Annotated in this window: 20 protein-coding genes and 1 pseudogene; 10 read left to right on the top strand and 11 right to left on the bottom strand. The window is 69.0% G+C overall.

All coding sequences use genetic code 11. The features are described from left to right. Positions 1-172: 172 nt before the first annotated feature. Entirely contained in the window at positions 173-670 is a 498-nt protein-coding gene (locus ACLML9_RS17740) for a hypothetical protein (protein ID WP_411946571.1), read from the bottom strand. Positions 671-883: 213 nt separating this feature from the next. Between ACLML9_RS17740 and ACLML9_RS17735 the strand changes: the two genes are divergently transcribed. Beyond that, positions 884-1,396, top strand: a complete 513-nt coding sequence (locus tag ACLML9_RS17735; protein WP_411946570.1) for an EXLDI protein — start codon at positions 884-886, stop codon at positions 1,394-1,396. A gap of 35 nt (positions 1,397-1,431) precedes the next feature. Then, positions 1,432-1,665 (top strand): annotated as a pseudogene (locus ACLML9_RS17730) (ABC transporter permease); the annotation flags it as partial. 48 nt (positions 1,666-1,713) lie between these two features. On the opposite strand, the gene ACLML9_RS17725 reads toward ACLML9_RS17730, so the two are convergent. Beyond that, on the bottom strand, positions 1,714-2,373 hold the full coding sequence (locus ACLML9_RS17725; protein ID WP_411946569.1) for a YqgE/AlgH family protein: 660 nt from the start codon (positions 2,371-2,373) through the stop codon (positions 1,714-1,716). A 127-nt stretch (positions 2,374-2,500) separates the two neighbouring features. Between ACLML9_RS17725 and ACLML9_RS17720 the strand changes: the two genes are divergently transcribed. Continuing rightward, a complete protein-coding gene (locus ACLML9_RS17720; protein ID WP_411946568.1) occupies positions 2,501-3,262 on the top strand; it encodes a lysophospholipid acyltransferase family protein in 762 nt (253 codons plus the stop codon). Positions 3,263-3,304: 42 nt separating this feature from the next. On the opposite strand, the gene ACLML9_RS17715 is transcribed toward ACLML9_RS17720, so the two are convergent. Both ACLML9_RS17715 and ACLML9_RS17710 read right to left on the bottom strand, forming a co-directional pair. After that, on the bottom strand, positions 3,305-3,616 hold the full coding sequence (locus ACLML9_RS17715; protein ID WP_265803249.1) for a GNAT family N-acetyltransferase: 312 nt from the start codon (positions 3,614-3,616) through the stop codon (positions 3,305-3,307). 53 nt (positions 3,617-3,669) lie between these two features. After that, a complete protein-coding gene (locus ACLML9_RS17710; RefSeq protein ID WP_411946567.1) occupies positions 3,670-4,767 on the bottom strand; it encodes a zinc-binding dehydrogenase in 1,098 nt (365 codons plus the stop codon). A 267-nt stretch (positions 4,768-5,034) separates the two neighbouring features. Between ACLML9_RS17710 and ACLML9_RS17705 the strand changes: the two genes are divergently transcribed. Continuing rightward, positions 5,035-5,490 carry a nitroreductase family deazaflavin-dependent oxidoreductase gene (locus ACLML9_RS17705; RefSeq protein ID WP_411946566.1) on the top strand — a complete coding sequence of 152 codons (456 nt, stop codon included), beginning with the start codon at positions 5,035-5,037 and terminating at the stop codon, positions 5,488-5,490. 21 nt (positions 5,491-5,511) lie between these two features. On the opposite strand, the gene aroQ is transcribed toward ACLML9_RS17705, so the two are convergent. Continuing rightward, positions 5,512-5,976 carry a type II 3-dehydroquinate dehydratase gene (gene aroQ, locus ACLML9_RS17700; RefSeq protein ID WP_411946565.1) on the bottom strand — a complete coding sequence of 155 codons (465 nt, stop codon included), beginning with the start codon at positions 5,974-5,976 and terminating at the stop codon, positions 5,512-5,514. Between the two features lie 367 nt (positions 5,977-6,343). Here aroQ and ACLML9_RS17695 point away from each other — a divergent pair, with 367 nt between their 5' ends. Beyond that, the gene (locus ACLML9_RS17695) at positions 6,344-7,960 is read left to right on the top strand and encodes an NTF2-like N-terminal transpeptidase domain-containing protein (RefSeq protein WP_411946564.1); all 1,617 of its coding nucleotides are present in this window, start codon (positions 6,344-6,346) and stop codon (positions 7,958-7,960) included. Positions 7,961-7,975: 15 nt separating this feature from the next. Here the strand turns inward: ACLML9_RS17695 and ACLML9_RS17690 are convergent, their stop codons facing one another. From ACLML9_RS17690 to ACLML9_RS17680, 3 genes are all read right to left on the bottom strand, one after another. Further along, on the bottom strand, positions 7,976-8,344 hold the full coding sequence (locus ACLML9_RS17690; protein ID WP_411946563.1) for a DUF3054 domain-containing protein: 369 nt from the start codon (positions 8,342-8,344) through the stop codon (positions 7,976-7,978). Positions 8,345-8,398: 54 nt separating this feature from the next. Continuing rightward, positions 8,399-9,502 (bottom strand): lysylphosphatidylglycerol synthase transmembrane domain-containing protein, encoded by a 1,104-nt coding sequence (locus ACLML9_RS17685; RefSeq protein ID WP_411946562.1) that lies wholly within the window; start codon positions 9,500-9,502, stop codon positions 8,399-8,401. Positions 9,503-9,645: 143 nt separating this feature from the next. Beyond that, positions 9,646-11,124 carry an adenylate/guanylate cyclase domain-containing protein gene (locus ACLML9_RS17680; RefSeq protein ID WP_411946572.1) on the bottom strand — a complete coding sequence of 493 codons (1,479 nt, stop codon included), beginning with the start codon at positions 11,122-11,124 and terminating at the stop codon, positions 9,646-9,648. 168 nt (positions 11,125-11,292) lie between these two features. Between ACLML9_RS17680 and ACLML9_RS17675 the strand changes: the two genes are divergently transcribed. Together ACLML9_RS17675 and ACLML9_RS17670 are read left to right on the top strand one after the other, a co-directional pair. Further along, positions 11,293-12,609 carry an AI-2E family transporter gene (locus ACLML9_RS17675; protein ID WP_411946561.1) on the top strand — a complete coding sequence of 439 codons (1,317 nt, stop codon included), beginning with the start codon at positions 11,293-11,295 and terminating at the stop codon, positions 12,607-12,609. A gap of 122 nt (positions 12,610-12,731) precedes the next feature. After that, complete coding sequence (locus tag ACLML9_RS17670; protein WP_030524888.1) at positions 12,732-13,382, top strand: DUF1707 domain-containing protein; 651 nt, start codon at positions 12,732-12,734, stop codon at positions 13,380-13,382. 18 nt (positions 13,383-13,400) lie between these two features. Here ACLML9_RS17670 and ACLML9_RS17665 read toward each other — a convergent pair whose 3' ends face one another. Genes ACLML9_RS17665 through trmB form a run of 3 tightly spaced genes read right to left on the bottom strand, consistent with a single transcriptional unit; the run spans position 13,401 to position 18,604 of the window. Continuing rightward, positions 13,401-17,057: an MMPL family transporter gene (locus ACLML9_RS17665; protein WP_411946560.1), complete on the bottom strand. Its 3,657-nt coding sequence runs from the start codon at positions 17,055-17,057 to the stop codon at positions 13,401-13,403. After that, on the bottom strand, positions 17,058-17,786 hold the full coding sequence (locus ACLML9_RS17660) for an NYN domain-containing protein (protein WP_355247477.1): 729 nt from the start codon (positions 17,784-17,786) through the stop codon (positions 17,058-17,060). Next, positions 17,786-18,604, bottom strand: a complete 819-nt coding sequence (gene trmB / locus ACLML9_RS17655; RefSeq protein ID WP_411946559.1) for a tRNA (guanosine(46)-N7)-methyltransferase TrmB — start codon at positions 18,602-18,604, stop codon at positions 17,786-17,788. Before trmB ends, ACLML9_RS17660 begins: the two co-directional genes overlap by 1 nt. Positions 18,605-18,729: 125 nt before the next feature. On the opposite strand from trmB, the gene ACLML9_RS17650 reads away from it, so the two are divergent. The 3 genes from ACLML9_RS17650 (at position 18,730) to ACLML9_RS17640 (ending at position 23,466) form a co-directional block, all read left to right on the top strand. Then, positions 18,730-19,854, top strand: coding sequence for a hypothetical protein (locus ACLML9_RS17650; RefSeq protein ID WP_411946558.1), 1,125 nt, complete (start codon positions 18,730-18,732; stop codon positions 19,852-19,854). Beyond that, positions 19,841-21,391, top strand: coding sequence for a hypothetical protein (locus ACLML9_RS17645; protein ID WP_411946557.1), 1,551 nt, complete (start codon positions 19,841-19,843; stop codon positions 21,389-21,391). Before ACLML9_RS17650 ends, ACLML9_RS17645 begins: the two co-directional genes overlap by 14 nt. A 242-nt stretch (positions 21,392-21,633) precedes the next feature. Beyond that, the gene (locus ACLML9_RS17640) at positions 21,634-23,466 is read left to right on the top strand and encodes a phosphoenolpyruvate carboxykinase (GTP) (RefSeq protein WP_411946556.1); all 1,833 of its coding nucleotides are present in this window, start codon (positions 21,634-21,636) and stop codon (positions 23,464-23,466) included. Positions 23,467-23,560 lie beyond the last annotated feature (94 nt).

The raw sequence follows: 23,560 nt of genomic DNA, 5'->3' as shown, positions 1-23,560 counted from the left end.
GGCGAGGGCTCCGGCCAGTACGGCGGCGGCGGCGATTCTCTTCACGAATCCGAAGTTGCGGGCGATGGTCATGGCGTGCTCCGTTCTGTTCCGGCCTTGCTGTAACGATTCACCAGGTAATGCACCGTCAGGTAACGGCAACTTGATGGCGTAGCCATCGGTACTGCCCGGCTCAGGGGAGGGGCGGCAGGCCGGGCAGCGCGAAAGGCAGCTGCGGCAGGCCCGGCAGGTGAACCGCCGGCAGCAGGCTCGGCGCCGGCGCCGGGATGTAGGGGTTGGGCGTGTTCCAGGCGGCCGGGCTCTGGGAGCCGCCGCCGTGATCCGCCCGATCCCAACCCGCCGGCTGGTCGTAGCCGCTGTTGTCGTTGTGCGAATCACGGTCGGGGTACTGGTTGCCGCCGCTGTTGAGGTGGTCTTCGTACCCGTCGTAGTTCTGCTGGTTGTGATCGACATAGCCGTACTGGCCGTTGTCGTCCCAGCCGAAATCCCCGTCGCCGTTCCAGCTGTCGCTATCGCCGAAGCTGTCGCCGGAATCGCTGATCCGGGTCGCCTGGCCGGCGTCGGCGAGGGCGGAGCCGGCGGTGACGGCCAGCGGTGTGAGGGCGATGACCGCGATCGCGGCGATTCGCGCGGCGAGGCGGCGGGTGCGCTGTGCGGGGTTCGTGTTCATCGGAGGGTCCTCACTCGGTCGCGCCCCGGCGTGGGATCCGGGGCGGTCGCACTCGCTGGAGTGCTTTATCGGAACACCACCTACCGTACCGCTAGATAACGGCACGTTCAATAGATGGCCGTCAATTGGGGTGATCGTCCCCACTCCGGAGTGGCGCGAACCGCGGACCCGCCTGCTATTGCTTGTACGTATATGTCTACGTATAGTTGGCTCATGCCGAACAAGACCATCTACGTCGCCGACGACGACCTGCCACTGTTCCAGCGCGCGCAGGAGTTGGTCGGCGGCAATCTGTCCGGCGCGGTGGTCACCGCGCTCAAACGCTTCATCGAATTGGAGGAGGGCAAGGTCGAGGGGTACGAGGAAATCGTGCTCCGGGTCGGCCACAACGGCGTCCGGCAGGTGCGCTTCCAGGGCGCCCTGCTCGGTGAACACCGGGACGTGGGCGATGAGCGGATGGAGCACATCCGGGTGTTCCGCGGCCGCAAGGGGAAATACGCGCTGCACGAGCAGTATTCGAATTGGTCGGACTATCCCGAATCGGCGAACTGGCTGCGCGACCTGAAGAACTGGCGCCGCATGCTCGGTATCGAGCACGACTGGGGCGACTATGTTTTCACGGTCGTGGACACCCTGGAGGAATTACGGGGCAAGATTCCGGACCAGCTCTACCAGCGGATCTCCGGGGTCGCCGAGCGTCCACCCGTGGAAGAACTCGATATCTGATCCGTTCCGGCCGCACCCGGCCGTGGCCGCGTACTGGCATCGTCAACCGGTTCCGCACCATGGCGATCTCGCAGTCCTCGCTGCTCACCGGACATGTGCTGGGAGTCCAGGTGCAGGCGTTGCCGGCCTTGGCCGCGATGCTGGGCGGCTCCGGTCTGGTGCCCACCGACACCATGCCGACAGTGATGCGCTGGTTCGCCGAGTATCAGCCGTTCACCCCGTTCACCGAGACGATACGAGGCCTGCTGATGGGCAGCACCATCGCTGACGCCCGCCGTGCCGATCCCCGCCGGTTCGCCGGCGGGGATCTCGGCGCGCTAGTTGCGTTCGACCTCGATCGGATGGGTGGCCAGCAGCGACAGCGGCAACGGCTGCCGGCGCAGCACCTGCGCCCACATATCGGTGCGCCGCCCGGCGATCGGATCACTGGGCAGGGCGGATACGACGATCCAGTCGTCGTTGGCCAGCTCACTGTCCAATTGACCGAAGGTCCAGCCCGCGTACCCGGCGAATATCCGGACACCCTCGACCAGCGGGCCGATCCGGTCCGGTTCGGCATCCAGATCGACCAGCACCACCCGGCCGTCCACCCGGCGCAGCCCCGCCACCCCCTCGATGGACGCGCCCACCCGCAAGGTGCCCAGGCACAGCGCGGCATCCCGTTTGACGGGCCCGCCCACGAACAGGGTGTGCGGCCGGGCCGACAGCTCCGCCCACTGCGGCAGCACATCGTGCACCGGGGTGTCGCTGGGCCGGTTCAGCACCACTCCGAGCGTGCCCGCGTCGTTGTGCTCGATGATGTAGACCACCGTGCGGCGGAACGTGGGCTCGGCCAGGTCGGTCGAGGAAACGAGTAGGGTCCCGGCCCGCACCGTCTGCTCACCCTGCCGGTTACCGCGACGACCAGGTTCGGGCTCGTGCCCGCCACCGCGGCCGCCCCGGGTCTTGCGATCATCGGGGTCATCTGCCTGCGCCACCTGGCCATCATCGCAGTTATTGCCCGACTGTGCCGCTCTGATCAACGGTTCACTTCGCGCGAAGTTCGCTCGGGAGCCGTTTCCGCGCCATCTGGACATACCGCGACAGCCTCGTAGAGTCAGCCGTATGCGTCCCCCCGAGGTGCTCCTGGACAACAGCGACGATGTGTACGCCTTCTACCGCGAACACCGGCAGAACCGCCTGCAGGCGATGGGCGCCTACGCCCTGCTCGGGCGGCGCTACCGGCCGCGGGTCGGCTACGCGGCCGGGGCGCGTGAGGCGATCGGCGCCCTCATCCGCTCCCGGACCCCGCTGCTGATCGCGGTGAACCACCTGTCCCGGCTGGATCCCTACACCCTCGCGGCCGCCGCCTGGCGCAGTGAACTACGGCCGATCATCGGCCGCACCCGGGTGCTGGCCAAGGACGAGTTGTTCGAGGAAGCCAAATTGCGCCGACGCATCGACATGATGGGCGGTATCCCGGTGTTCCGCGGGCGCGACCACGGGCTGCGGGCGGTGAACGCGGCGGGGCAGCAGATGATGGATATCTGTGCCGAACGCCTGGCCCATGGGGACAGCCTGGCGATCTTTCCGGAGGGCACCTGCAACGATATCGACCCGGCGCAGGTGCAGGCGGTCGGAACGGGTATCGGGCATATCGCCTTCCGGACCACCCGACTCGGTGCCCGGCCCGCACTGGTCGGTCTCGGCCTGAGTTACGGCCCGCGCGCCGACCCGGCGATCGAGCCGACCAAGGAGCAGGCGAAAGCGGCGAGCTTCTACTTCGGAATGCCGCGAACCGAACTGCCGACCCGGCCCGCGGAGATCGCCCGGCTGGTACGCACCGACCTGCAGCAGGCCCTCGACGGCGCCGTGGCCGCCTACTGAGAGCCCGTCGGCGGGGCCCGGCCCGGCAGTAGCGGCAGGGCCCTACTGCGGCAGCCCCAGGCGATCGCGGGCCCAGTGCGGCACCAGCGACAGGTATTGCGGTCTGGTCTCGATGAAATTCTGGACCACCCGGCACATGGGCAACACGCCCAGCCCTTCGGCGTGGGTGGCGTGCAAGGCGGACTCGACGAGGATCCGGGCGTAATCCCGGCCGTCGAATCGCGGGTCGACCTCGGTGTGCACGAATGCGCGCTCGCCGACGGTGTCCTGATATTCGGTATATCCCGCGACCTCGCCCTCGACCGTGATCTCGAAGCGTTCCAGTGCGGTGTTGTTGCGGACCTCCGTCGGCATGGCTCGACGTTACTCGTTCGGCGGTGAATTTTCGCATCGATACGCGCGGTGGGTCAGTCGATTTCGATGATCGCCCGCCCGACGATCTCGCCGCGGGCCAGTGCGCTGTAGGCCTCGTCGGCCCGGTCCAGCGAATAGCGACGGGTGATGACGTCCTGCGGTCGGACCGTATTCGCCGCGACCATCCGCAGCAGCGCGGGCATATCGGTGCGCGCCTTCGCCCCGTAGGAGCCGCGGATCTGCAGTTTGCGGCGTACCAGGCGGGCCAGGTCCACCGCGCCGGTGGCGCCGGCGGGTGCGATGCCCACCACCACCGCCCGGCCGCCGTCGTCCAGTATGTCCAGGGCCGTCGCGAACGTCGCGGCGCTGCCCAGCGCCTCGAACGCCACGTCCACCCCGTGCCCTTCGGTCAGCTCCCGGACCCGGGCCGCGGCGTCCTCGGTGCGGGAGTTGATCGTATGGGTGGCGCCGAGTTTCGCGACCGCGGCCAGTTTGTCGTCGCTGATATCGATCGCGATGATCCGGGCGACCCCGGCCGCCGCCGCGAACTGCACGATCGACGACCCCACGCCACCGGCCGCGACCACCGCGATCCGGTCGCCGAGCGCGAGTTCGGCGGTGTGCACGGCGCCGAGCGCGGTGAAGGAGCTACAACCCAGGATCGATACGGCCTCGAGTCCGACATCCGCGGGTACTGCGAAGACATCGGAGGCGGGCACCACGCAGTATTCGGCGAGCCCCCCCATCGAGTACATGGCCAGCGGGGTTCCGTCGGCGCGGGCGAGGCGGGTCGTGCCGTCGTAGAGGGTGCCGTTGAGCCGGTTGTGGGCGAAGAATTTCTCGCACAGGTCCTCGGCGCCGCGGACACAGTGGCGGCAGTCGCCGCAGGGCATGATGAAGCTGCAGACCACGTTGTCGCCGACCGCGATCGTCTCCACGTCTTCGCCGAGTTGTTCGACCACACCGGATACCTCGTGGCCGAGCACCGCGGGCGCGGGGAATTTCACCTCGGAGCGCAGGACGTGCAGGTCGGTGTGGCAGACCCCGCAGGCGGTGACCCGCAACAGGACCTCGCCGCGCCGGGGGACCGGCACCGGGATGTCCTCGATCACCAGTCGGGGTTCGGTTCCGTGGAAAACTGCGGCCCGCACGCCACTCTCCTCCGTCGTTCGTTCCGGCACACGCGCCCGACGTCCGGGTGGGAACAGCCGGGCCCGACCACCGTCTCAGAAAAAAGCGCTGCCGGGAGCCGGTTCGGCCGTCCGGCCGGTAATTGCCGCCCGAACCGTCCCACTTGCGCCGGCCAGCGTTGCTTCTACCTGCGTCTTCGAACAAATGAGAGCACTGCTCTTGACGTGGCTGCCGGAAGGTGCGATTGTTGGTCACAACAGAGAGCATCGCTCACAAAGGAGAAAACGATGACTGCCGCGACCCGCTACCTCGCCCCCACCCGTTTCGACCCGATCTTCAACCGGCTCGCCAACCTGCTGCCCAAGCTCGGGATCAGCGTCGCCGGCTCCCGGTTGCTGGCGGTGCGCGGGCGCAAGTCCGGAGAGTGGCGGACCACCATGGTCAACCTGATGACCGCCGCCGACGGACAGCGTTATCTCGTGGCACCGCGCGGCCACACGCAGTGGGTGCGCAATCTGCGGGCCGCCGGTACCGGTGAGCTGCGGCTGGGCCGGCAGACAGAGGCATTCACCGGGATCGAGGTCGCCGACGCGGACAAGGTGCCGCTGCTGCGGCTCTACCTCGAGCGCTGGGGCTGGGAGGTCGGCCGCTTCTTCGAGGGCATCACCAAGGACTCCACCGACGCCGAACTCGCCGAAATCGCCCCGGGATTCCCGGTTTTCCGGATCGAGAGCGCGAGTTGAGGCAGCACCCGGCGGGCGGGGTCAGGATCGCCGGGTCAGCAGGTATTCGATCGCGGCGGCATAGCCCTGGATACCCATCCCGGCGACGACCGCGTCGGCAACAGGGGAGATGTAGGAGTGCCGGCGAAACTCCTCGCGGGCGTGCACATTGCTGATGTGCACCTCGACGATCGGCACCTCCGGAACGACCAGCGCATCGCGCAGCGCCACCGAGGTGTGGGTCAGGCCGCCGGGATTTATCACGATCGCCGACACCGTACCGCGCGCCTCGTGGATCCGGTCGATCAGCGCGCCCTCGGAATTCGACTGGAAATGGGCTGTCTCCCACCCGTGTGCCGCCGCGGCCCGACGACACAATTCGATTACATCGTCGAGGGTCTCCGACCCGTATATCTCGGGTTGCCGAGTGCCGAGCATATTCAGGTTGGGCCCGTTGAGGACCAGAATCGGGCTGCTCGAGGTTTGCGGGACGGCGGCATCGGACATGACAGCAACCCTACCGACACCTCCCGCGCGGGCGGATGATTCTGAGCTACCGTAACGGGGTATCTCTTCGATGAATGCGGACTTGCGGGGTAACGGCGCACCGCTTCTGATCGATCGGTAGCGTAGCGTCGCCGGGTGTTCTCGGGCGCCCCGGTAATTGATCATGGTCCGCTGTGCGACGAGTTGGGCTCGGCCGCAACTGCACACGGTGGGGCACGGTAGGGTTTCGGGTTTGCGATCACTCGCAAGCAGGCATTTTTCAGGTACGGTGGTCTTGTTACCGGTGTGACAAGAGTGAAGAGTGGGCGACATGGACGTGAGGGGATCCCGCCGCTTTCGCTTCCGGGGCGCAATAGCCCTTACGGGGGTGGCGGCTCTGGCAATTGCGATGGGATCGTGCGGGTCCGGGGCCGAGGCGGCCGGACCCGAAGCGGTCGTAGACCAATTCACCGAACGACTCGACGAGCACGACTACGCCGCCGCGGCGGAGTTGACCTCCTACCCCTCCGCGGCTTCGGCAACCCTTCAGCAAATGTTCGAGGGGCTCGAATCGGGCACCGTCGACTACGAGAAGGCGCAATTCATCGAACTCGATGCCGAATCCGGCATCTTCAGTCTCGATGTGCAGTGGAGCTTCGGCGAGCAGAAGAACTGGTCCTATGGGCTGGAGGGCACCGTCCGCAAACTCGCGAACGGCTGGCGGATCTCCTGGGATCCGGCCGTGGTCATGCCCGAGCTCAGCCAGAACCGCACCGTCCGGCTGGTGCGTACCACCCCGGACCCGCCGCCGAAAGTCGTCGACAATATCGGTAAACCGTTGATGACCCAGCAGATCATCAATGTCGTCGAACTCGATCCGTCGCGGATGCCGGACCCGGTGGCCTCCACCGATGCGCTGGCCAATGCCATCGAACCGGTGGCGCCCCTGATCACCGGCGCCTCACTCCGCGACGACCTGGCCGCCGCCGGCGGAAAGCCGATCACGGCGGTCAGCCTGCGCGAGGGCGATTTCGCGATCCTGGAACCGCGGATGGCGCCGATCCCGGGCGTGGTGATGAAACAGGAGCCGCGGCTCATCGTCTCCGATCGCCGGATCTTCTCGCCCATCCTCGACGCCATGAAGAAGGTTTGGGAACAGAGCCAGGACCAGCATTCCGGCTGGGGGGTGCAACTGTTCGAGAACGGCCGCTTCGTCAAACAGCTGGCGGGCAACCAGGGTCCGGCCGGTCCGGATATCCCGGGCACCATGGACCAGCGGTTGCAGCGTGCGGCCGAGGACGCGGTGGTCAGCGTGGGTTCACCCGCCTCCATCGTGGTCACCCAGCCCTCCACCGGAGCCGTGGTGGCGGCGGCGCAGAACAACTACTCGAGCGCACAGGGTCCGGTCGCGTTCACCGGGCTGTACCCGGTGGGCGGCGCCATCGAGTTGTTCAAAAAGGCGGCCGGTGCGGCCAAGGGCAAAGCACCCGGGGACGTCACCGACCAGGAGATGATCGAGGCGGCCGCCATGCTCGGCGTCGGCGTGGACTTCCGGGTCCCCGGACTCGAGGAAGTGACCGGGCGCCCGGCGGGGGCGGGCGGCGCGGAACCGGTTCGCCAGGGCGGTGGAACGGACGTGCTGCTGGTCAGCCCCTTCGGCATGGCGATCGCGGCGGCGGCCATCACCAACGGCACGGCCCGCCCGCCGATGCTCGAACGGGGCCGGCCCAGCGAAACCGACGCGCCCATGGGCCCGCTGCCGGGGCCTGTCGACGCCGCCCTGCGCGCGGCGATGCGCGACGGGATGAACGCGCCGCAGATGGCGCGGCTGCGCGGATTCCGTGACGTCACCGGGTTCTCGGCGACGGCCGGCGACGACGGCTGGCTGATCGCGAGTATGGGTGATCTGACGTTCGCCATCCATATCGCCGATGTCGACAGCGGCGATATGGTCGTCCGGATGGGCGAGCGGATGTTGCAGGCGCTGGCCAAGCCGGACGAATGAGCGGCGGCCGAGTGATCACCTGATCGACGCGACGGCCCCGCGCCAGCCCAGCAGGAAGAACGCCAGCACCAGCGCCGCCACCACGATGAAACTGAAGGCGGTGCCCTGACCGGCGACCACTCGCAGCAGCATGCCGATCACCAGGGTGCACAGCCAGATCACCACACCGGCGGGCCACAGGCGCGAGCCATCGAGCGGTTCGGTACCGGTCCGGCGGCGCTCCAGCAGCACCGTCACGACCCAGCCCACGGCCAGCCCGGCCACGAACGGCCACGCCGTGTGCAGCAAACCGGTGAGCACGGCCTCGTCGTGACTGCGGCGGCCGATGGCGCAGAAGACCACCACGAGGACGAAGTCGGCACCGATCGCAGCGATCCATTTCACTCCGAGCAGCCTAGTCGCGGCGTCGGCGCCGCGGCCACGGTGTGCGCTGCCGGCTCAGGCGTTGCGCCGGGAGAATTCCTTCTCGTACTCGTCGTCCTCGGCATTGCGGGTGCGGAACAGGAACGCGAAGACGATCCAGCCGATGATCGCGATCAGCACGAAACTGACCAGCCGGTACACGAACGCGGCGGCCACCGCCTGCGCCGCGGGCAGCCCGGCGGCTGCGGTGAGGCCGTAGATCAGGGTCGCGTCCACGTAGACGATCCCACCCGGCGCGAACGGGATCGAACCGACGGCCTTACCCGCCGCGAACGCGATCAGCAGTCCCGCCCACCGGGGGTCGCCGCCGATGGCATAGCAGGCAGCGCCCAGGCAGACGATATCGGCGAGCCGATGGATCACCGCCCACCAGGTGACCCACGCGCCGTCCCGGGTGCCCAGTTTCACCGATTCGACCTGGTCGAGCATTTCCCGGACCTTGTCGATACCGGTATCCGAAGACCGTTTGCGTGCCCGGTTCGCCAGCAGCAGCGCGCGGTGGAGCATCTTCTCGAGGGTGCCCGGATGGCGCGAGGCGTAGTTTCCCGCCCAGACCAGCGCCACCACCGCGGCCACCGAGACGAGCAGATTCACCGGGCCCACCCGGCCACCCGCGAGCACGGTGCCGAGCACGCCGATCAGGGCCAGACCCGCCGCGGAGACCACACCGGAGAAGACCAGCTGCCACGACGCGACCACCGGGCTGGCGCCCCAGCGCCGGGTCTGCCGATAGGTGAACGCCGTGGAGAACACCTGACCGGCGGGCAGGGTCACCGACATGGCGGTGGCGCCGTAGACGACCGCCACCGACCGATACTGGCTCACCTCGACGCCGCCCGCGCGCAGCAGTTGTTTCTGGACGTGGCCGAACCCGGTCATGGACAGCATTTGCGCCGCGATACACAGCGCGACCCAGCCCCAATGGATTTCGGTGAGTTTGTGCCACGACTCGTGTAATCGCGGCCACAGATAAAATGCTTCGCCTATCAGCAGGAGAAGCACGATCGAAACGGCCGGCCATTTGAGCCACCGGACTTTGCGGCGGCGATTCTCGGTATATTCCGGTGTCCCGGCCCCGGGCACAGCAGCGGTGCCCGCTGCATCACCTTTGGCCGTCACGGGCCCAGCCTAATGGACACCTTCCGCCGAAGTCCGCTGCCTGGTCAGATACCGCCGTGAGCGCCGAGGTCGGCTCGGGTTGGTGTGGTGGACGGTTGGCCGGCACGGCGACCCGCACGGCCGGAGCGAATGCGGAGGTACGCCTAGTCCGCGGTTTCGCTCGGCCAGGACAGGCGCGTCTTGCGGCGGCGGCCGCGCAGTTGTACCTCTTCGCCGGCCGTCCAGTGCCGCTGCTCGCCGTCCTCGGCGAAATACAGCGCCGAACCGGAGGCGAGTACCCGGCCGGGGTGGTCCTTGGCGAGTTCGGTGAGCCGGGACGCCTCGTTCACCGGATCGCCGATAACGGTGTATTCGAAGCGGTTGGCGGCACCGATATTCCCCGCGACCGCCAGGCCCGCGGAAACTCCGATACCGATATCCAGCCCGGCGACCGCGCGCAATGCCTCGCGCAGATCGCGGGCGGCGGCCAGCGCGGCCGTCGGTGCGTCCGGGCGGTCCAGCGGCGCGCCGAAAATCGCGAGCGCGGCGTCGCCGACGAATTTGTTGACGAACCCGTGGTGGCGGTCGATCACATCCACCACCACCCGAAAGAATTCGTTGAGCAGGCTCACCACTTCGGTGGGCGGGTGTTCCGCGGCGGTCGCGGTGGAGCCGACCATGTCCACGAACAGGACTGCCACGAATCGGGTTTCCCCGCCGAGTTCGGTGCCGTAGTCCAGCGCGCGCTGGGCCACCTCGGCGCCCACATGCTGGCCGAACAGTTCCTGCAACCGCTGCCGGGTGGCCGCCTCCTCCATCATCCGGTTGAAACCGACCTGCAGCAGGCCGATCTCGCTCCCGTCGAAGACCTCCACCTGCACATCGCGGGCACCGTTCTGCACCTGGTCGATGGCCTGGCTGAGCTGGCGGACCGGGTCGGAGATGCTGGACGCGGTGAGCATGGACAGGGCCAGCGCCTGCATGATCACCACCCCGCACAGCAGCAGGATCGATACCGCCAGCGACTGCGCGGAGAACTTCACATCCGAGGAGATCTGGGTGACACACAGCAGCACGATGGCGATGGTCGGGGCGAAGGTGCCCAGGCCCCAGGTCATCGCCATCCGGGTACCGACACCGGGAGTCAGGGTGTGGTCGAAACGCCCGGCGGTGAGTGCCTCGGCCGCCACCGGGCGGAGAATCCGTTCGCCGAGCATGTAGGTGAAACCGAACACGATGGTCGCGGCCATACATTCGGTGATGATCACGGTGCCGGCCAGGGCCGGGGTCTCGGAGATGATCGCCGCGCCCAGTACCCCGCCGCCGAGGATCCACAGGGCCAGATGCAGAATCGCCTGCCGCAGCGGCGCGTGCAGGGCGGCCATCTGTTCCTGCCGGCTGGGCGGACCGCCGCGCACCTGCCAGCGCATCACCGGCCGGAGCATCAGGGCCGAGGCCGCCACACTGAGGAAACCGCCGGTGAGGAAGACGATGGCCGGGACCAGCAGGCCCACCTGCCGGGTACCGGGCTCCTCCCCTTCGGGGACCGGCAGTCCGTACTGGATGAACGCCCACACCAATACGGCGCCGAAAGCATTCGCGAGCAGCATCGAGGTGAGGTACAGGGGCCAGCGCGTATGCATGGTCTGTTTGACCGCTTCCAATGGCGCTGACACGTGTACCAATCTAGCGCCCGGTGCCGACCGCCCAGTGTTCCCGGGTTGTGCCGATACGCGCACCTCTGCCTCCGCTCCGGCCGTGCGCGGCCTGTTGGTGGGCTTCGCCCGGCTGCCCTCACTAGGCTCGGCGGAGTGACCGAGCCGAAACCATCTGCCGCAGACGCCGTTCACCCCATCGTCCGGCAGACCGCCGAATGGGCCTGGCGGCTGCTGGTGATCTTCGCCCTGGTCGCGGTGCTGGCGGCGGCGGTGCGGCGACTCGACACAGTGGTGATCCCGCTGGCCATCGCCATGCTGGCAGCCGCGCTGCTGGCGCCGCTGGTGGACTGGATGCAGCGCCGCGGGGTGCCGCGCGGGCTCGGGGTTTTCGTCGCGCTGGTCGGTTCGCTGGGACTGGTCGCCGGCGTGGTGACCTTCGTGGTGGAGCAGTTCGTCGTGGGTGTGCCGCAGCTGTCCGACGAGTTCACCAACAGCATCCACAAGGTCCAGGACTGGGCCATCAACGGTCCGATGCACCTGAGCGACGACCAGATCCGCAATGTCGGCGATGCCACGGTCCGGGCCATCCAGTCCAATCAGGACACGCTGACCAGCGGCGCGCTGACCACCGCGACCATGATCGGCCACATCCTGACCGGCACCTTCCTCACCCTGTTCATCCTCATCTTCCTGCTCTACAGCGGTGACCAGATCTGGCGTTTCGTCACCCGCGTCGTGCCGGCCGAGCATCGGGAACGGGTGCGCACCGCCGGGGAACTCGGGTTCGGTTCGCTGGTGGGTTTCGTGCGGGCCACCGTCGTGGTCGCCGCGGTGGACGCGATCGGGATCGGCGCCGGGCTGGCCCTACTCGGTGTCCCGCTCGCGCTGCCGCTGGGCTCGCTGGTATTCATCAGCGCGTTCATCCCGATCATCGGTGCGTTCCTGGCCGGTTTCGTGGCGGTGTTCATCGCACTGGTGACCAAGGGTTTCGTGACCGCGCTCATCGTGCTCGGCATCATCGTCGCGGTGATGCAGCTGGAGGGGCATGTGCTGCAACCGTTGTTGCTCGGGCGTGCCGTACGGATCCATCCGCTGGCGGTGGTACTCGCGATCGCCGCAGGTGTGGTGCTGGGCGGTATCGCGGGCGGTCTGCTCGCGGTACCGCTGGTCGCGGTGCTCAACACCGCGATCCGCTCGCTGCTCGCCGCGGACCCCGAGGAGTTGCTCGGCGAACCGGCACCCGATCGTAAAGGGACCTATGCGGCCCAGCCGGATTCACCGGAGGACGGCGAGCATTCCGTGAGCGGCCCCCAGGTGCTGGGCCGCTTCGATATCGGGGCGCTGCTCGCCGAAGCACAACGCCGGCTACCGCTGGCCCGGACCGCCGATCCACGGCCGCGCCGGGACGGTGCGGACCCCGAGCCGAGCATCTCCGCCACCCGGCGGGAAACCGGAGATGAGCAGGGCTGACGCGGTGCCCGCCACCCCCGCATCCGGGAATGCCCTGATGCGGGATCCGGGCTGTGCTGGGTAATCTCGGTCCTATGAACGGCCCCGATCCGGTATTCGACGGTGCGGGTTCCGGTGGCCAGGTGGGCCACCGGGACCTGCGTGTATCCGACGCCGAACGGGAACATGTCGGGCAGCTCCTGCAGCGCGCGGTGGGTCTGGGCATGCTCTCCCTGGGTGAGTTCACCGAGCGGATGGACACCGCGCTGGCCGCGAAGACCCGCGGCGAGCTGAACTCGGTGCTCGTCGACCTGCCCGGGGTCCGGTTGATCGGCGAACCCACCACCGAGCGGACCGGTCACGGCAAGCCGGTACCGCTACCCCGACCCGGGGACGCTGCCCGCGCGGGGTTGTCGGGGATGGTGCAGGGCGGGGTCATCCGGCCGCGCATGTCGGGGTTGAATCGCCGGGGCAACTGGCAGGTCGCCCCGATGTTGCGGGTCAACAGCTGGCTGTCGGGGGTGACTCTGGATTTCACCCAGGCGATCATGACCACCCAGGTGGTGGAGATCCAGGTCGACGACTACGCCAGTTCCCTCACCCTGGTGGTGCCGCAGGAGGCCACGGTCGACCTGGACGGCCTCGAACTCGTCGGGTCCAGCGTGAACAACAAAGTGCGCAGCGGTCCGCCGATCGGACCACTGCATCTGCTGGTACACGGCCGGGTCCGGTTCGGCTCGGTCACCGCCAAACAACCCTTCGCTGCCCATTGGCGCCGGTTGCTCGGGCATTGAGCCGTCTGCCCGGCGGCGTCAGTCCTGCTCGCGGCGGCGCAGCAGTTCGTTCACACTGACCGAACGGCCCTCGTTCTGCTGGTGGCGGCCCGAGTCGTCGGCCGGCATCCCGGCCTGCCGGCGCCGCGCGGACCGCAGCCCCGCCATCCACGATTCGATGCTGTTGCGTTCGCGCGGGTCCGCGTTCTGCTGTGGGCCGACCCCGCCGGCGGACTGCTGCGCCAGGCTGTCGGGCCGCGATCCGGTGGGGGCCGGACGTTCGGCGGGCCGGGTCGGTGGTTCCGGCGCGGGGTAGAGACCGGGTACCGCCGGGGGCTGAGCGCCCGGCACCCGGCGCGGGAGCTCGGGCAGACCCGAGGCGGGTCCGGCCGGGCCCGGGCTGCTGCCGGGTTCGGGAGTCCGGGGAATCGGCCGCGGTTGCGAACCCTGGTCCTGCCGCAGGCGCGCGTCCGCGGGGCCCGGCTGCCCGTCCGGTCCGGGGCGGCGCGGCGGTGCGGGCGGTCGCGCCGGCCCCTGGCCGGGTGCCTGGCGATTTCCGTCGCCTGCCCATCCGCCCGGCTGTCCGGGACCGGGACGGCCGGGCGGCCGGCCTTCGGGCGCCGCGGGACGTGGCGGTGCGGGCGGGCGGGCGGCGCCGGGCTGTCCGGGGAGCTGGGGTGAACTGTCCGGCCGGGGGCGGCCCGCGCCGCCGGTGGTCCGGGCCTGCTGTGGGGTGGGCGGTGCCGGGGGAGCGTCGGCGGGGCTCGGGTAGACGGTGCGGCCACCGGCGTCCTGGGCCTCGCCGTCCTCGGTCGGTTCGGAGGCGAACAGACCGCGCAGGTTCGGGGTGGCGAAACCGGGTCGAGACGAGCCGGCCGGACCACCCGGACCGGGCGGGGTGCGCTGCGCGTTCGGCGGCGGCGTGGGCTGCTCCGGGCCCGGCTGATTCGGCTGCGGCCGGCCCGGCCCGGGCCGACCGCCCGGGGTACGGCCGGGCAGCGGTCGGAAGTCGTTGCGCGGACCGGGAGTACGGCCCGGCTCGGCGGCGGGGCCACCCGGACCGCGGCCGGGTTCGGGAGCCCGGCTCGGGAGCCGGCCCGGGACCGGGCCGGACGACGGTGTCGGGCCGGGCTCCGCGCCCGGATGCAGCGGGTTCCGGTTCGGCGTCGCCGGGCTCTCCGCAGGCCGTGGTCCGCGGCCGGATTCCTCGGCGGCGCCGCGGCCGGGTTCGGCCGGGCCGTCGGCGGGCGGATTGGCGCGCGGCCGGGTCGGGTCCGGCGGGGTGGGCATCTGCTGTTTGGGTGCCGCCGGGACGGCGGGAGGCTTTTTGCCCTCGGCCTTGCGCGGCCCCTTGGGCACCGCCTGCATATGCGCGGTGGGCGCGGCGGCCTCGATCTCCTCGCGGGTGCGTTTGAGCACCGGGGTCTTGCGCTGCTTCTCGGCGCCGAGCGCCGGCATCTGCATGGTGACCGGATCGGTGACCGGGGTGGTCTTGACCAGGTCGACCACATCGCCGCCGCCGGGACGCTCATCGTCCAGGATCGGTTCGCCCAGGCCGATCTTCTGCTGGATCCGCTTCATCCAGGCCGGGGCCCACCAGCAGTCGTCGCCGAGCAGCTTCATGGTCGCCGGTACGAGCAGCATGCGCAGGATGGTGGCGTCGATGATGAGCGCGGCGATCATGCCGTAGGCGATGTACTGCATCATCACCAGATCGGAGAAGGCGAACGCGCCGGTCACCACCAGCAGGATCAACGCCGCGGCGGTGATGATCCGTCCGGTGTGCGCGGTGCCGATCCGCACCGCCTCGGTGGTCGAGGCGCCCATTGCCCGGGCCTCGACCATGCGCGAGAGCAGGAACACCTCGTAGTCGGTCGACAGGCCGTAGATGATCGCGATGATCAGCACCAGCACCGGCGACATGATCGGCTGCGGCGTGAAGTTCAGCAGCCCCGCACCGTGACCGTCGACGAAGATCCAGGTCAGGATGCCGAGGGTGGAGCCGAGGCCGAGCGCGCTCATCAGCGCGGCCTTGATGGGCAGCACCAGGGAGCCGAAGGTGAGGAACATCAGCACCGTGGTGACCAGCAGCACCATGGCGATCATCAGCGGCATCCGGTCCAGCAGCGCGTCGATACTGTCGCCCTGCAGGGTTGGCTGACCGCCGACGTACATGGTCACGCCGTCGGGCACTTCGATCGCCCGCAGATACTCCACGGTCGGCCGGTAGTCCTCGGAATCGAGGAGGGTCGCGCTACTGCGGAAGACCCCGGAATGGTTCGTGGACTCCGACGGCACCGAGAAACCGGACGCGTCGGCCAGGCCCGGCGCCTTGTCGGCCTCGCGCATCACCTTCGCGATGGCCCGGGTGTCCTCGCCGACGAACACCAGCTGGATGGGGTCGGACTGGCGCAGCGGGAAGGTCTTGTCGAATTCCTCCTGCGCGACGCGGGTGTCGTTGTCCGGCGGCAGATAGCGTTCGCTCATACCGCCGAAGGCCAGGTTCTTCACCGGGATGATCAGCAGCAGGAGCAGCACACAGATCGGAATGGCGATCTTGAGCGGATGCTGCATGACCCAGGTGGTGGCGCGGCCCCAGAAGCTGGCCTCCACCTCCTCGGCGGATTTGGTCTTGCGGATCTGCTTGAAGCTGAGCATGTCCACCCGTTTGCCCAGCACACTCAGCATGGCGGGCAGCAGGGTGATGGAGGCCAGGGCGGCCAGCGCGACGGTCGCGATGGTGCCGTAGGCCATGGATTTCAGGAACCCCTGCGGGAACAGCAGCAGGCCGCCGAGGCTCGCGATGATCATGGTCGCGGAGAAGACGACCGTACGTCCGGCGGTGACCACCGAGCGGCGGACCGCGGCGCGGGTGTCGTAACCCTCGGCCAATTCCTCGCGGAACCGGCTGACGATGAACAGGCCGTAGTCGATGGCCAGACCCAGGCCGATCATGGAGACCACCGCGCCGACGAATGTGTTCACCTCGGTGACCTTCGTCAGCATCATGATGATGCCGTTGGCGCTGATGATGGTCAGGCCGCCGATGATCAGCGGCAGCGCCGCCGCGACCACGCCGCCGAAGATGAAGAACAGCAGGATGCCCACGGCGGGGATGGCCAGGATCTCCATCCGGTGCTGGTCGTGGGCCATGGTGTCGTTGAGGGTGCCCGCTACCGGTTGCAGGCCCGCGACCTGCACGTTCACGCCCTCGATATCGAAGACGTCCTTGACCGCGCGATAGTTGCGGACCATATCGGTGTCGTTGTCGCCGACGATCGCGATGGAGGCGAAGGTCTTCGTCTTGTCCTGGGAGCCGAATACCGCGGGCTGGGCTTCGCCGGTCTCGGTCTTCCAGTAGGCGCCGTTCACCTTGGCGATCTGGTCCGGATGTTCCCGGGGCAACCGGTTCAGGCTGTCGACGATCTTGTCCCGGAAGGCCGGATCGCTGTCGACGGTCTGGCCCTCGGGAGCGGTGTAGAGCACCAGCACATCGGCGTTGTGGTCGCGGCCGAACGCCTCGTCGGACAGTTCGGCGGCCTTCACCGATTCGGAATTCGGATCGAACAGACCGCTGGAGCTCAGATGGTCGGCCAGGCCGAGACCGTAGGCCCCAAGGCCCAGCATCCCGGCGACGACAACTCCGATGACGGCGAATCGCAACCGATAGACCAGATCGCCCCAGCGGGTGAACACTTAAGCGACTCCTTGTGCGGGGCGAGAGGTGAGCAGCGCCGACAGCGGCCGGAACGGCTGCAGCCAGGCACCCTCGTCGGGCAGCGAGTCGAGGCTCACCCGCGGCAGCGGTTCACGGAAAACTCCCGGGATGTCCTCGAGGTCGACGAATTCGAGAGTATCGGATGTTACTGCCCAACTCGCGTGCTCGCGGAAGCCGAGCACCTGAACCGGGATGCCGTCGGAGGCGAGTTGCTCCAGCGGCTCCCGGAAGGCCTGCCCGTCGGCCGAGGCCACGATGATCCCGGCCAGCCCGGCGCCCCGGGTGCGTTGGGCGATATGGCCGAGCATGTCCGAATCGACATCGGAATCCTCGTCGATCTTCGGTTTGGCGAAAACGGCGTAACCGACATTGCGTAGCGCCTCGACCCACGGCCGGACCACATCCGCGGTGCCGGGGGCGATATTGGTGAATACGGTCGCCTCGGGCTCCAGCCGGTTCTTCTCGCCGGCGGAGAGTTCGGCGGTGCGGGCCAGCAGCCACCGGCCGAGCGCGTCGAAGCGAGGCCGATAGGCGGCGGTGGGCCGCCCACCCAGGATGGCGCCCAGTCCCATGTCCAGGTTCGGCGCGTCCCAGACCAGCAGGACCCGCCGCAGACCGTCCGTATCCGGCCCTACCGACTCGTCGCCGGATTCGTGCAGACTTCCGGCAACCTCGTCGCCGGCCGGGGCCATCTCACTGACGCTCATCATTCGATCTTGCCCCATATGAACTCGTTGATCGCACTACCAGCGGTGTGTGCCTTGCTCTCGAATTTGGTGACCGGTCGCTCGAAACCGATCGGCGCGGTGTCACGGTGCGCGGTACCGGCTCCCCCCACGGTCCCGTTCAACCCGATGAGCAGGGGTTGGGCCGCGCCGACCTCGGCGATGTGCTCGGCGTACCCGGCGTGGTCGGTCGCCACGTGCAGGATCCCGCCGGGCCGTAGCCGATCGGCGACGAGCGCGAGGGTGGCCGGTTGCAACAGCCGGCGCTTGTGGTGGCGTGCCTTGGGCCACGGGTCCGGGAAGAATACGCGCACACCGGTCAGCGATCCGGGAGCAATCATGTTCTCCAGCACGTCCACGGCATCACCGCGCAGCAGCCGGATATTGCCGATCTCCTCGCGTTCGATCCGCTGGACGAGCTGGGCCAGCCCGGGCTGGTAGACCTCGATACCGATCAGGTTCAGGTGTGGTTCGGCCAGCGCCATGGCGGCGGTCGCCGTCCCGGTACCGCACCCGATCTCGATGACCAGGGGTGCCGAGCGGCCGAACCACGCCTCGGCGTCGAGCGGTTCGTCGGCGACCTCCCGGCCGAGCACCGGCCAGCTGCGATCCCAGGATTTCTGCTGGTTGGGGGTGAGTGCGCCGCGCCGGGACCGGAAGCTGGTGACCCGGGGGTAGAGCCGGGAACCGGCATGCCGTCGCCGCCGGTCTCCGGTATCGCCGGGGTTTTCCGAGAGGGCGACCGGAACGGACTCGGAGCTGGGGTGCACAGCGTCGTTCACAGCCCTATTGTCCAGCATGGCCGGTTCCGGGCCGCAACGGACCGGTAGGGGGCTACCCGTTGGTAGGGCGGACGCGGTCCGCACCCGGGGCGTAGCGGCCCCGGTTCTGACAGAATGCGCACCGGAAGAAGGGGGTGTGGCGCATGTCGGCAGTCGAGGGATCGGACAGGTATATGCGGGAGGCCGGGGCCGGGGATCCGCTGGACCGGCTGATCTCCATGCTCCGGATGGGCGACGGGGCCGACGCGGGTGTCGCGAACGGTATCGAGGTGGCGGTGCAGCGCTGGCGGACCCTGCCGCGCGCGCAGATCGCCGGGCGCGCCCGGTCGGGACGCACCACCGTGGCCCGGGCACTGGGACTGCAGCAGGCGGTGGAGACCGCGCCCGTCGACGAACCGGGCTTCCCCGATCCGGTGCTCGACGCCGATATCGTCGTCTACGTCCTGGCCAGCACCCCCTCGCCGGGTGACCGGCGATTGCTCGGGTCGCTGCGCCCGGAACGCACGATTCTGGTGGTGAACAAGGCCGACGCGATCGGCACCGGCTGGGCGGACGCGGTGGGTGCGGCCCGGCAGTTCGGCCGGGAGTTCCGGCTGCCCGCGTTCCCGATGGTGGGTTCGCTGGCCGCGCGGACCGTTTCCGGTGCCTTCCAGGAAACCGATCTGGCGCTGCTGCGCCGGCTGGCGCAGTCCGGTATCGCGGCGGCCCTGTCCGCCGAGGCCTTCGTCTCGCCGGCGGTGGGCCCCGATACCGCCGAACGCACGGAACTGCTCGAACGCTGGGATCTGTACGGGCTGGCCTGTGTACTGGCCGCCCTGGAACGCGACCCGGAGCTCGCCCCGCAGACCGTGCTGCAGATCCTGCACACCGTCAGCGGGGTCGACCCGGTGGCCCAACTGCTCGGTCAGCGCTATCGGCAGGCGATAGCACGGCGGGCGGGTGTGCTGATCGATGAACTGACCCGGCTGGCGGCGCGTGCCGTACCACACGGAAGCAGCCGGGCGCGGGCACTGATCACCGAATACCTGGACACCGACGAGGCCGGGTGGCTGGCGCTGTGCGGCGGACTGGTCGCTCCGGAGGTCGCCCATCTGGCCGCGGGCTATCCCCGCCCCGAACCCGAGGACGCCGACGACGCGCTGGCCCGCGCCATCCGGTGGCGGGCGGTGGTGGCCGGGGATATGGCGCCGGGCGCGCGCCGCGCGGCCATCCGGGTCCACAACGGATACGTCCGGATGTGGGAGCGGATGAGCAGTGTCGGACTCTGACCCGGACCCGGCGGCCGGGCCGCCCGGTTTCGCGGCGGCCACGGACACCGCGGCGGTGCATACCCTGCCCGACGCCGTGGCCGAGGTGGTGGCGCGCTGGAATCCGCAGGGTATGGCGTTGTTGCGCACGATGCCGGTCTCCGGCGGCGCGGCCGAGGTCCGGCTCATCGGCGCCGACGACGCGAACACCGCGCTGCTGCGCACCGAACTGACCCGCATCGAGCCCCGGATCGAGCTCGGCGCGCCCACGGCCGATCCGTGGATGAGCGCCGCCCCGGGCAGCGTGGTGCTGCTGATTCTCGACGCCGGTGTGGTGATCGGCGCGGCGGAGCTGGATACGGTGCGCCGGCTGTGCGACGAGGGGGCCCGGGTACTGCTGGTGCTGAACGGGACCGACGCGCACAAGGACTGGCAGCTGGTCCGCGACCGCAGCGCCGAACTGCTGGCCGCCGCGGAGCTGGACTGCGAGATCGTGCCGGTATCGGCCCGGTTGGCCCGGGCCGCGCGGGCCGGGGCCGATTCGACGCTGCTCGATCGTTCCGGGCTGGTCGCGCTGCACACCCGGCTGGTCGCGCTCACCACCGATACCGCGACCGCGGGCGCTCGCCGCGCGGCGGCCCTCGCCCAGGTGGTCGCCGGAACCCGGCAACGCATCGTGCAGGAGGAAGCGCAGCTCCGGTCGGGTACCGAGGTGGAGCTGCTGCGGGCGGAGCGGGCCCGGCTGCTCGCCGATCGCGACGGCGGGCGGGCGGTGGCGGTGTCCACCTTGCGGGCCCAGATCAACCTGGCCCGGGTGGACCTGCTCACCCAGGTCGGCTCCCGGGTCCGAGCACTGCACGCGGAGGCCAGGGCCGAACTGGACAGCATGGATCGCGCGGGCCGGCGCGACTTCCCGGAGCGGCTACGGCAGGCGGTCGGGCAGCTGACCGGGACGGTGGATCTGGATATCGCCGCCCGGCTGGTCGAACTGCGGACGCGGGCAGCCGCCGCGCACCCGGCGAGCCTCCCTCTCGCGGACGGGCCCCCCGCACCGCGATACGAGCCCGCGCCCACGCTCGGTCCGGATCCGCAACCCCGGCGCGGGGGTGTCGAAGATCACCTGATGATCGTACTGGGCGCCTCGGCCGGGGTGGGTCTGGGACGGCTGATGGTGTCGCCGCTCGCGCTGGTACCGGCATTGGATGCCGCGAGCGTGCCGGTGACCCTGCTGCTCGGGGCGGGCGCGGCCGCGTGGGTGGTGCGGGCGCGCCGCCAGCTCGCCGACCGCGATCATCTGCGACACTGGGTCGCCGACGCGGTCGCGAATGTAAAAGCCCAGCTCGAGCAGCGAGCGGTCACCGCGCTGGTAGAGACCGAATCCGACCTCTCCGACGAGATGGTGCGGGCCGCGGCGGCCGGCATGGTGGAGGTGGACCGGCGGGTCGCCGAACTGGAGGCGGCATTGCGCCGCGCCACCACCGGACAGCCCGGTCGGCTCGCCGCGTGTGCTCGTGATCGGCAGATACTGGACCAGTGGACCCCGATGTCCGGAAAATAGTTTGTCCACCCCTATTGATCGGCAACCCGCTTCCATCGGGGGCGCAATACCGCGTTAATCTCTAGACAGGAACCTGGGCGTCCGCTTCGCGCCTCAGTACACTGCCCCGATCCGGCGGTGCACAGGGTGGACCGTTGCGGAAGCCTCACCCGCCAATGGTGGCGCTAGGTGTTTTCGCGCTGGTCACGGGCCCAAGGGCCAGGGCGGAAGCATTCTTCGCCGCCCATTTCAGGAGAGTTTTCATGACCTCAGCGACCATCCCCGGTCTTCGTGGATCCGACGGCACCGCGCCGACCGAACACAGCGAACTGCTCGCCTGGGTTCAGGAGGTCGCCGAACTGACTCAGCCGGATCGAGTCGTCTGGGCGGACGGTTCCGACGCCGAATGGGATCGGCTCACCACCCAACTCGTCGAGGCGGGCACCTTCCGCAAGCTCGACGAGAAGAAGAAACCGAACTCGTTCCTGGCCTTATCCGATCCTTCCGACGTGGCCCGGGTCGAATCGCGCACCTTCATCTGTTCGAAGTCCGCGGCCGACGCCGGCCCCACCAACAACTGGATGGACCCGGCCGAGATGCGGGCCACGATGACCGAGCTCTACCAGGGCTCGATGAAGGGCCGCACCATGTACGTGGTGCCGTTCTGCATGGGCCCGCTCGGCGCCGAGGACCCCAAACTGGGTGTCGAGATCACCGATTCGGAATACGTCGTGGTGTCCATGCGGGTGATGACCCGGATGGGCCGGGCGGCGCTGGAGCTGTTGGGCACGGATCGGCCCTTCGTGAAAGCACTGCATTCGGTGGGCGCGCCGCTGGCCGAGGGGCAGGCCGATGTCCCGTGGCCGTGCAACGACACGAAGTACATCACCCACTTCCCGGAGGACCGGGAGATCTGGAGCTACGGCTCCGGCTACGGCGGCAACGCGCTGCTGGGCAAGAAGTGCTACTCGCTGCGGATCGCCTCGGCCATGGCCCACGACGAGGGCTGGCTGGCCGAGCACATGCTGATCCTCAAGCTGATCTCCCCGGAGAACAAGGCCTACTACATCGCGGCGGCGTTCCCGAGCGCCTGCGGTAAGACCAACCTCGCCATGATCCAGCCGACCGTGCCGGGCTGGCGCGCGGAGACCCTGGGCGACGATATCGCCTGGATGCGGTTCGGCAAGGACGGCCGCCTCTACGCGGTGAACCCCGAGTTCGGTTTCTTCGGTGTCGCGCCCGGCACCAACCGTTCGTCCAACCCCAACGCCATGGAGACGCTGGAGGCGGGCAACACCGTCTACACCAATGTCGCCCGCACCGACGACAACGATGTGTGGTGGGAGGGCCTCGAGGGCGAGCCCGATCATCTGATCGACTGGAAGGGCAACGACTGGTACCTGCGGGATACCGAGACGCTGGCCGCGCATCCCAACTCCCGGTACTGCACCCCCATGTCGCAGTGCCCGACCCTGGCGCCCGAATGGGACGACCCCCAGGGTGTGCCGATCTCGGCGATCCTGTTCGGCGGTCGGCGCAAGACCACGGTGCCGCTGGTGACCGAATCCTTCGATTGGCAGCACGGTGTGTTCATGGGCGCCACGCTGTCGTCGGAGCAGACCGCGGCGGCCGAGGGCAAGGTCGGTACCGTCCGCCGTGACCCGATGGCCATGCTGCCGTTCCTCGGCTACCACGTGGGCGACTACCTGGGGCACTGGATCAATCTCGGCAAGAACGCCGACGCGGCCAAACTGCCCAAGATCTTCTACGTGAACTGGTTCCGGCGCGGTGACGACGGCCGTTTCCTGTGGCCGGGCTTCGGCGAGAACTCCCGGGTGCTGGAGTGGATCGTCGGCCGCATCGAGGGTTCCGCCGAGGCCGAGAGTACCGCGATCGGTCAGGTGCCGACCGCCGCGCAGATGGATCTGGCCGGCCTGGATGTGGAAGCCGCGGATGTCGACGCGGCGCTCGCGGTGAACGTGGACGAATGGCGGGCCGAGATCCCACTCATCGAGGAGTGGTTCGAGTTCGTCGGCGACAAGCTGCCCTCCGGCGTGCGCGACGAGTTCGAGGCACTCAAACAGCGCGTGCAGTAGGCACGGCGGTCGTCCGGGCCCGGCCCGGGTGACCCGATCACGCTTCGCGACCCCGGGGGAACACATGTTATCCGCGGGTCGCGCGGTATGAGAT

Origin of the sequence: Nocardia sp. NPDC002869 (assembly GCF_046764065.1) — a bacterium.
Taxonomy (GTDB): domain Bacteria; phylum Actinomycetota; class Actinomycetes; order Mycobacteriales; family Mycobacteriaceae; genus Nocardia; species Nocardia rhamnosiphila.
This window is presented reverse-complemented; position numbering and strand designations above follow the sequence as displayed.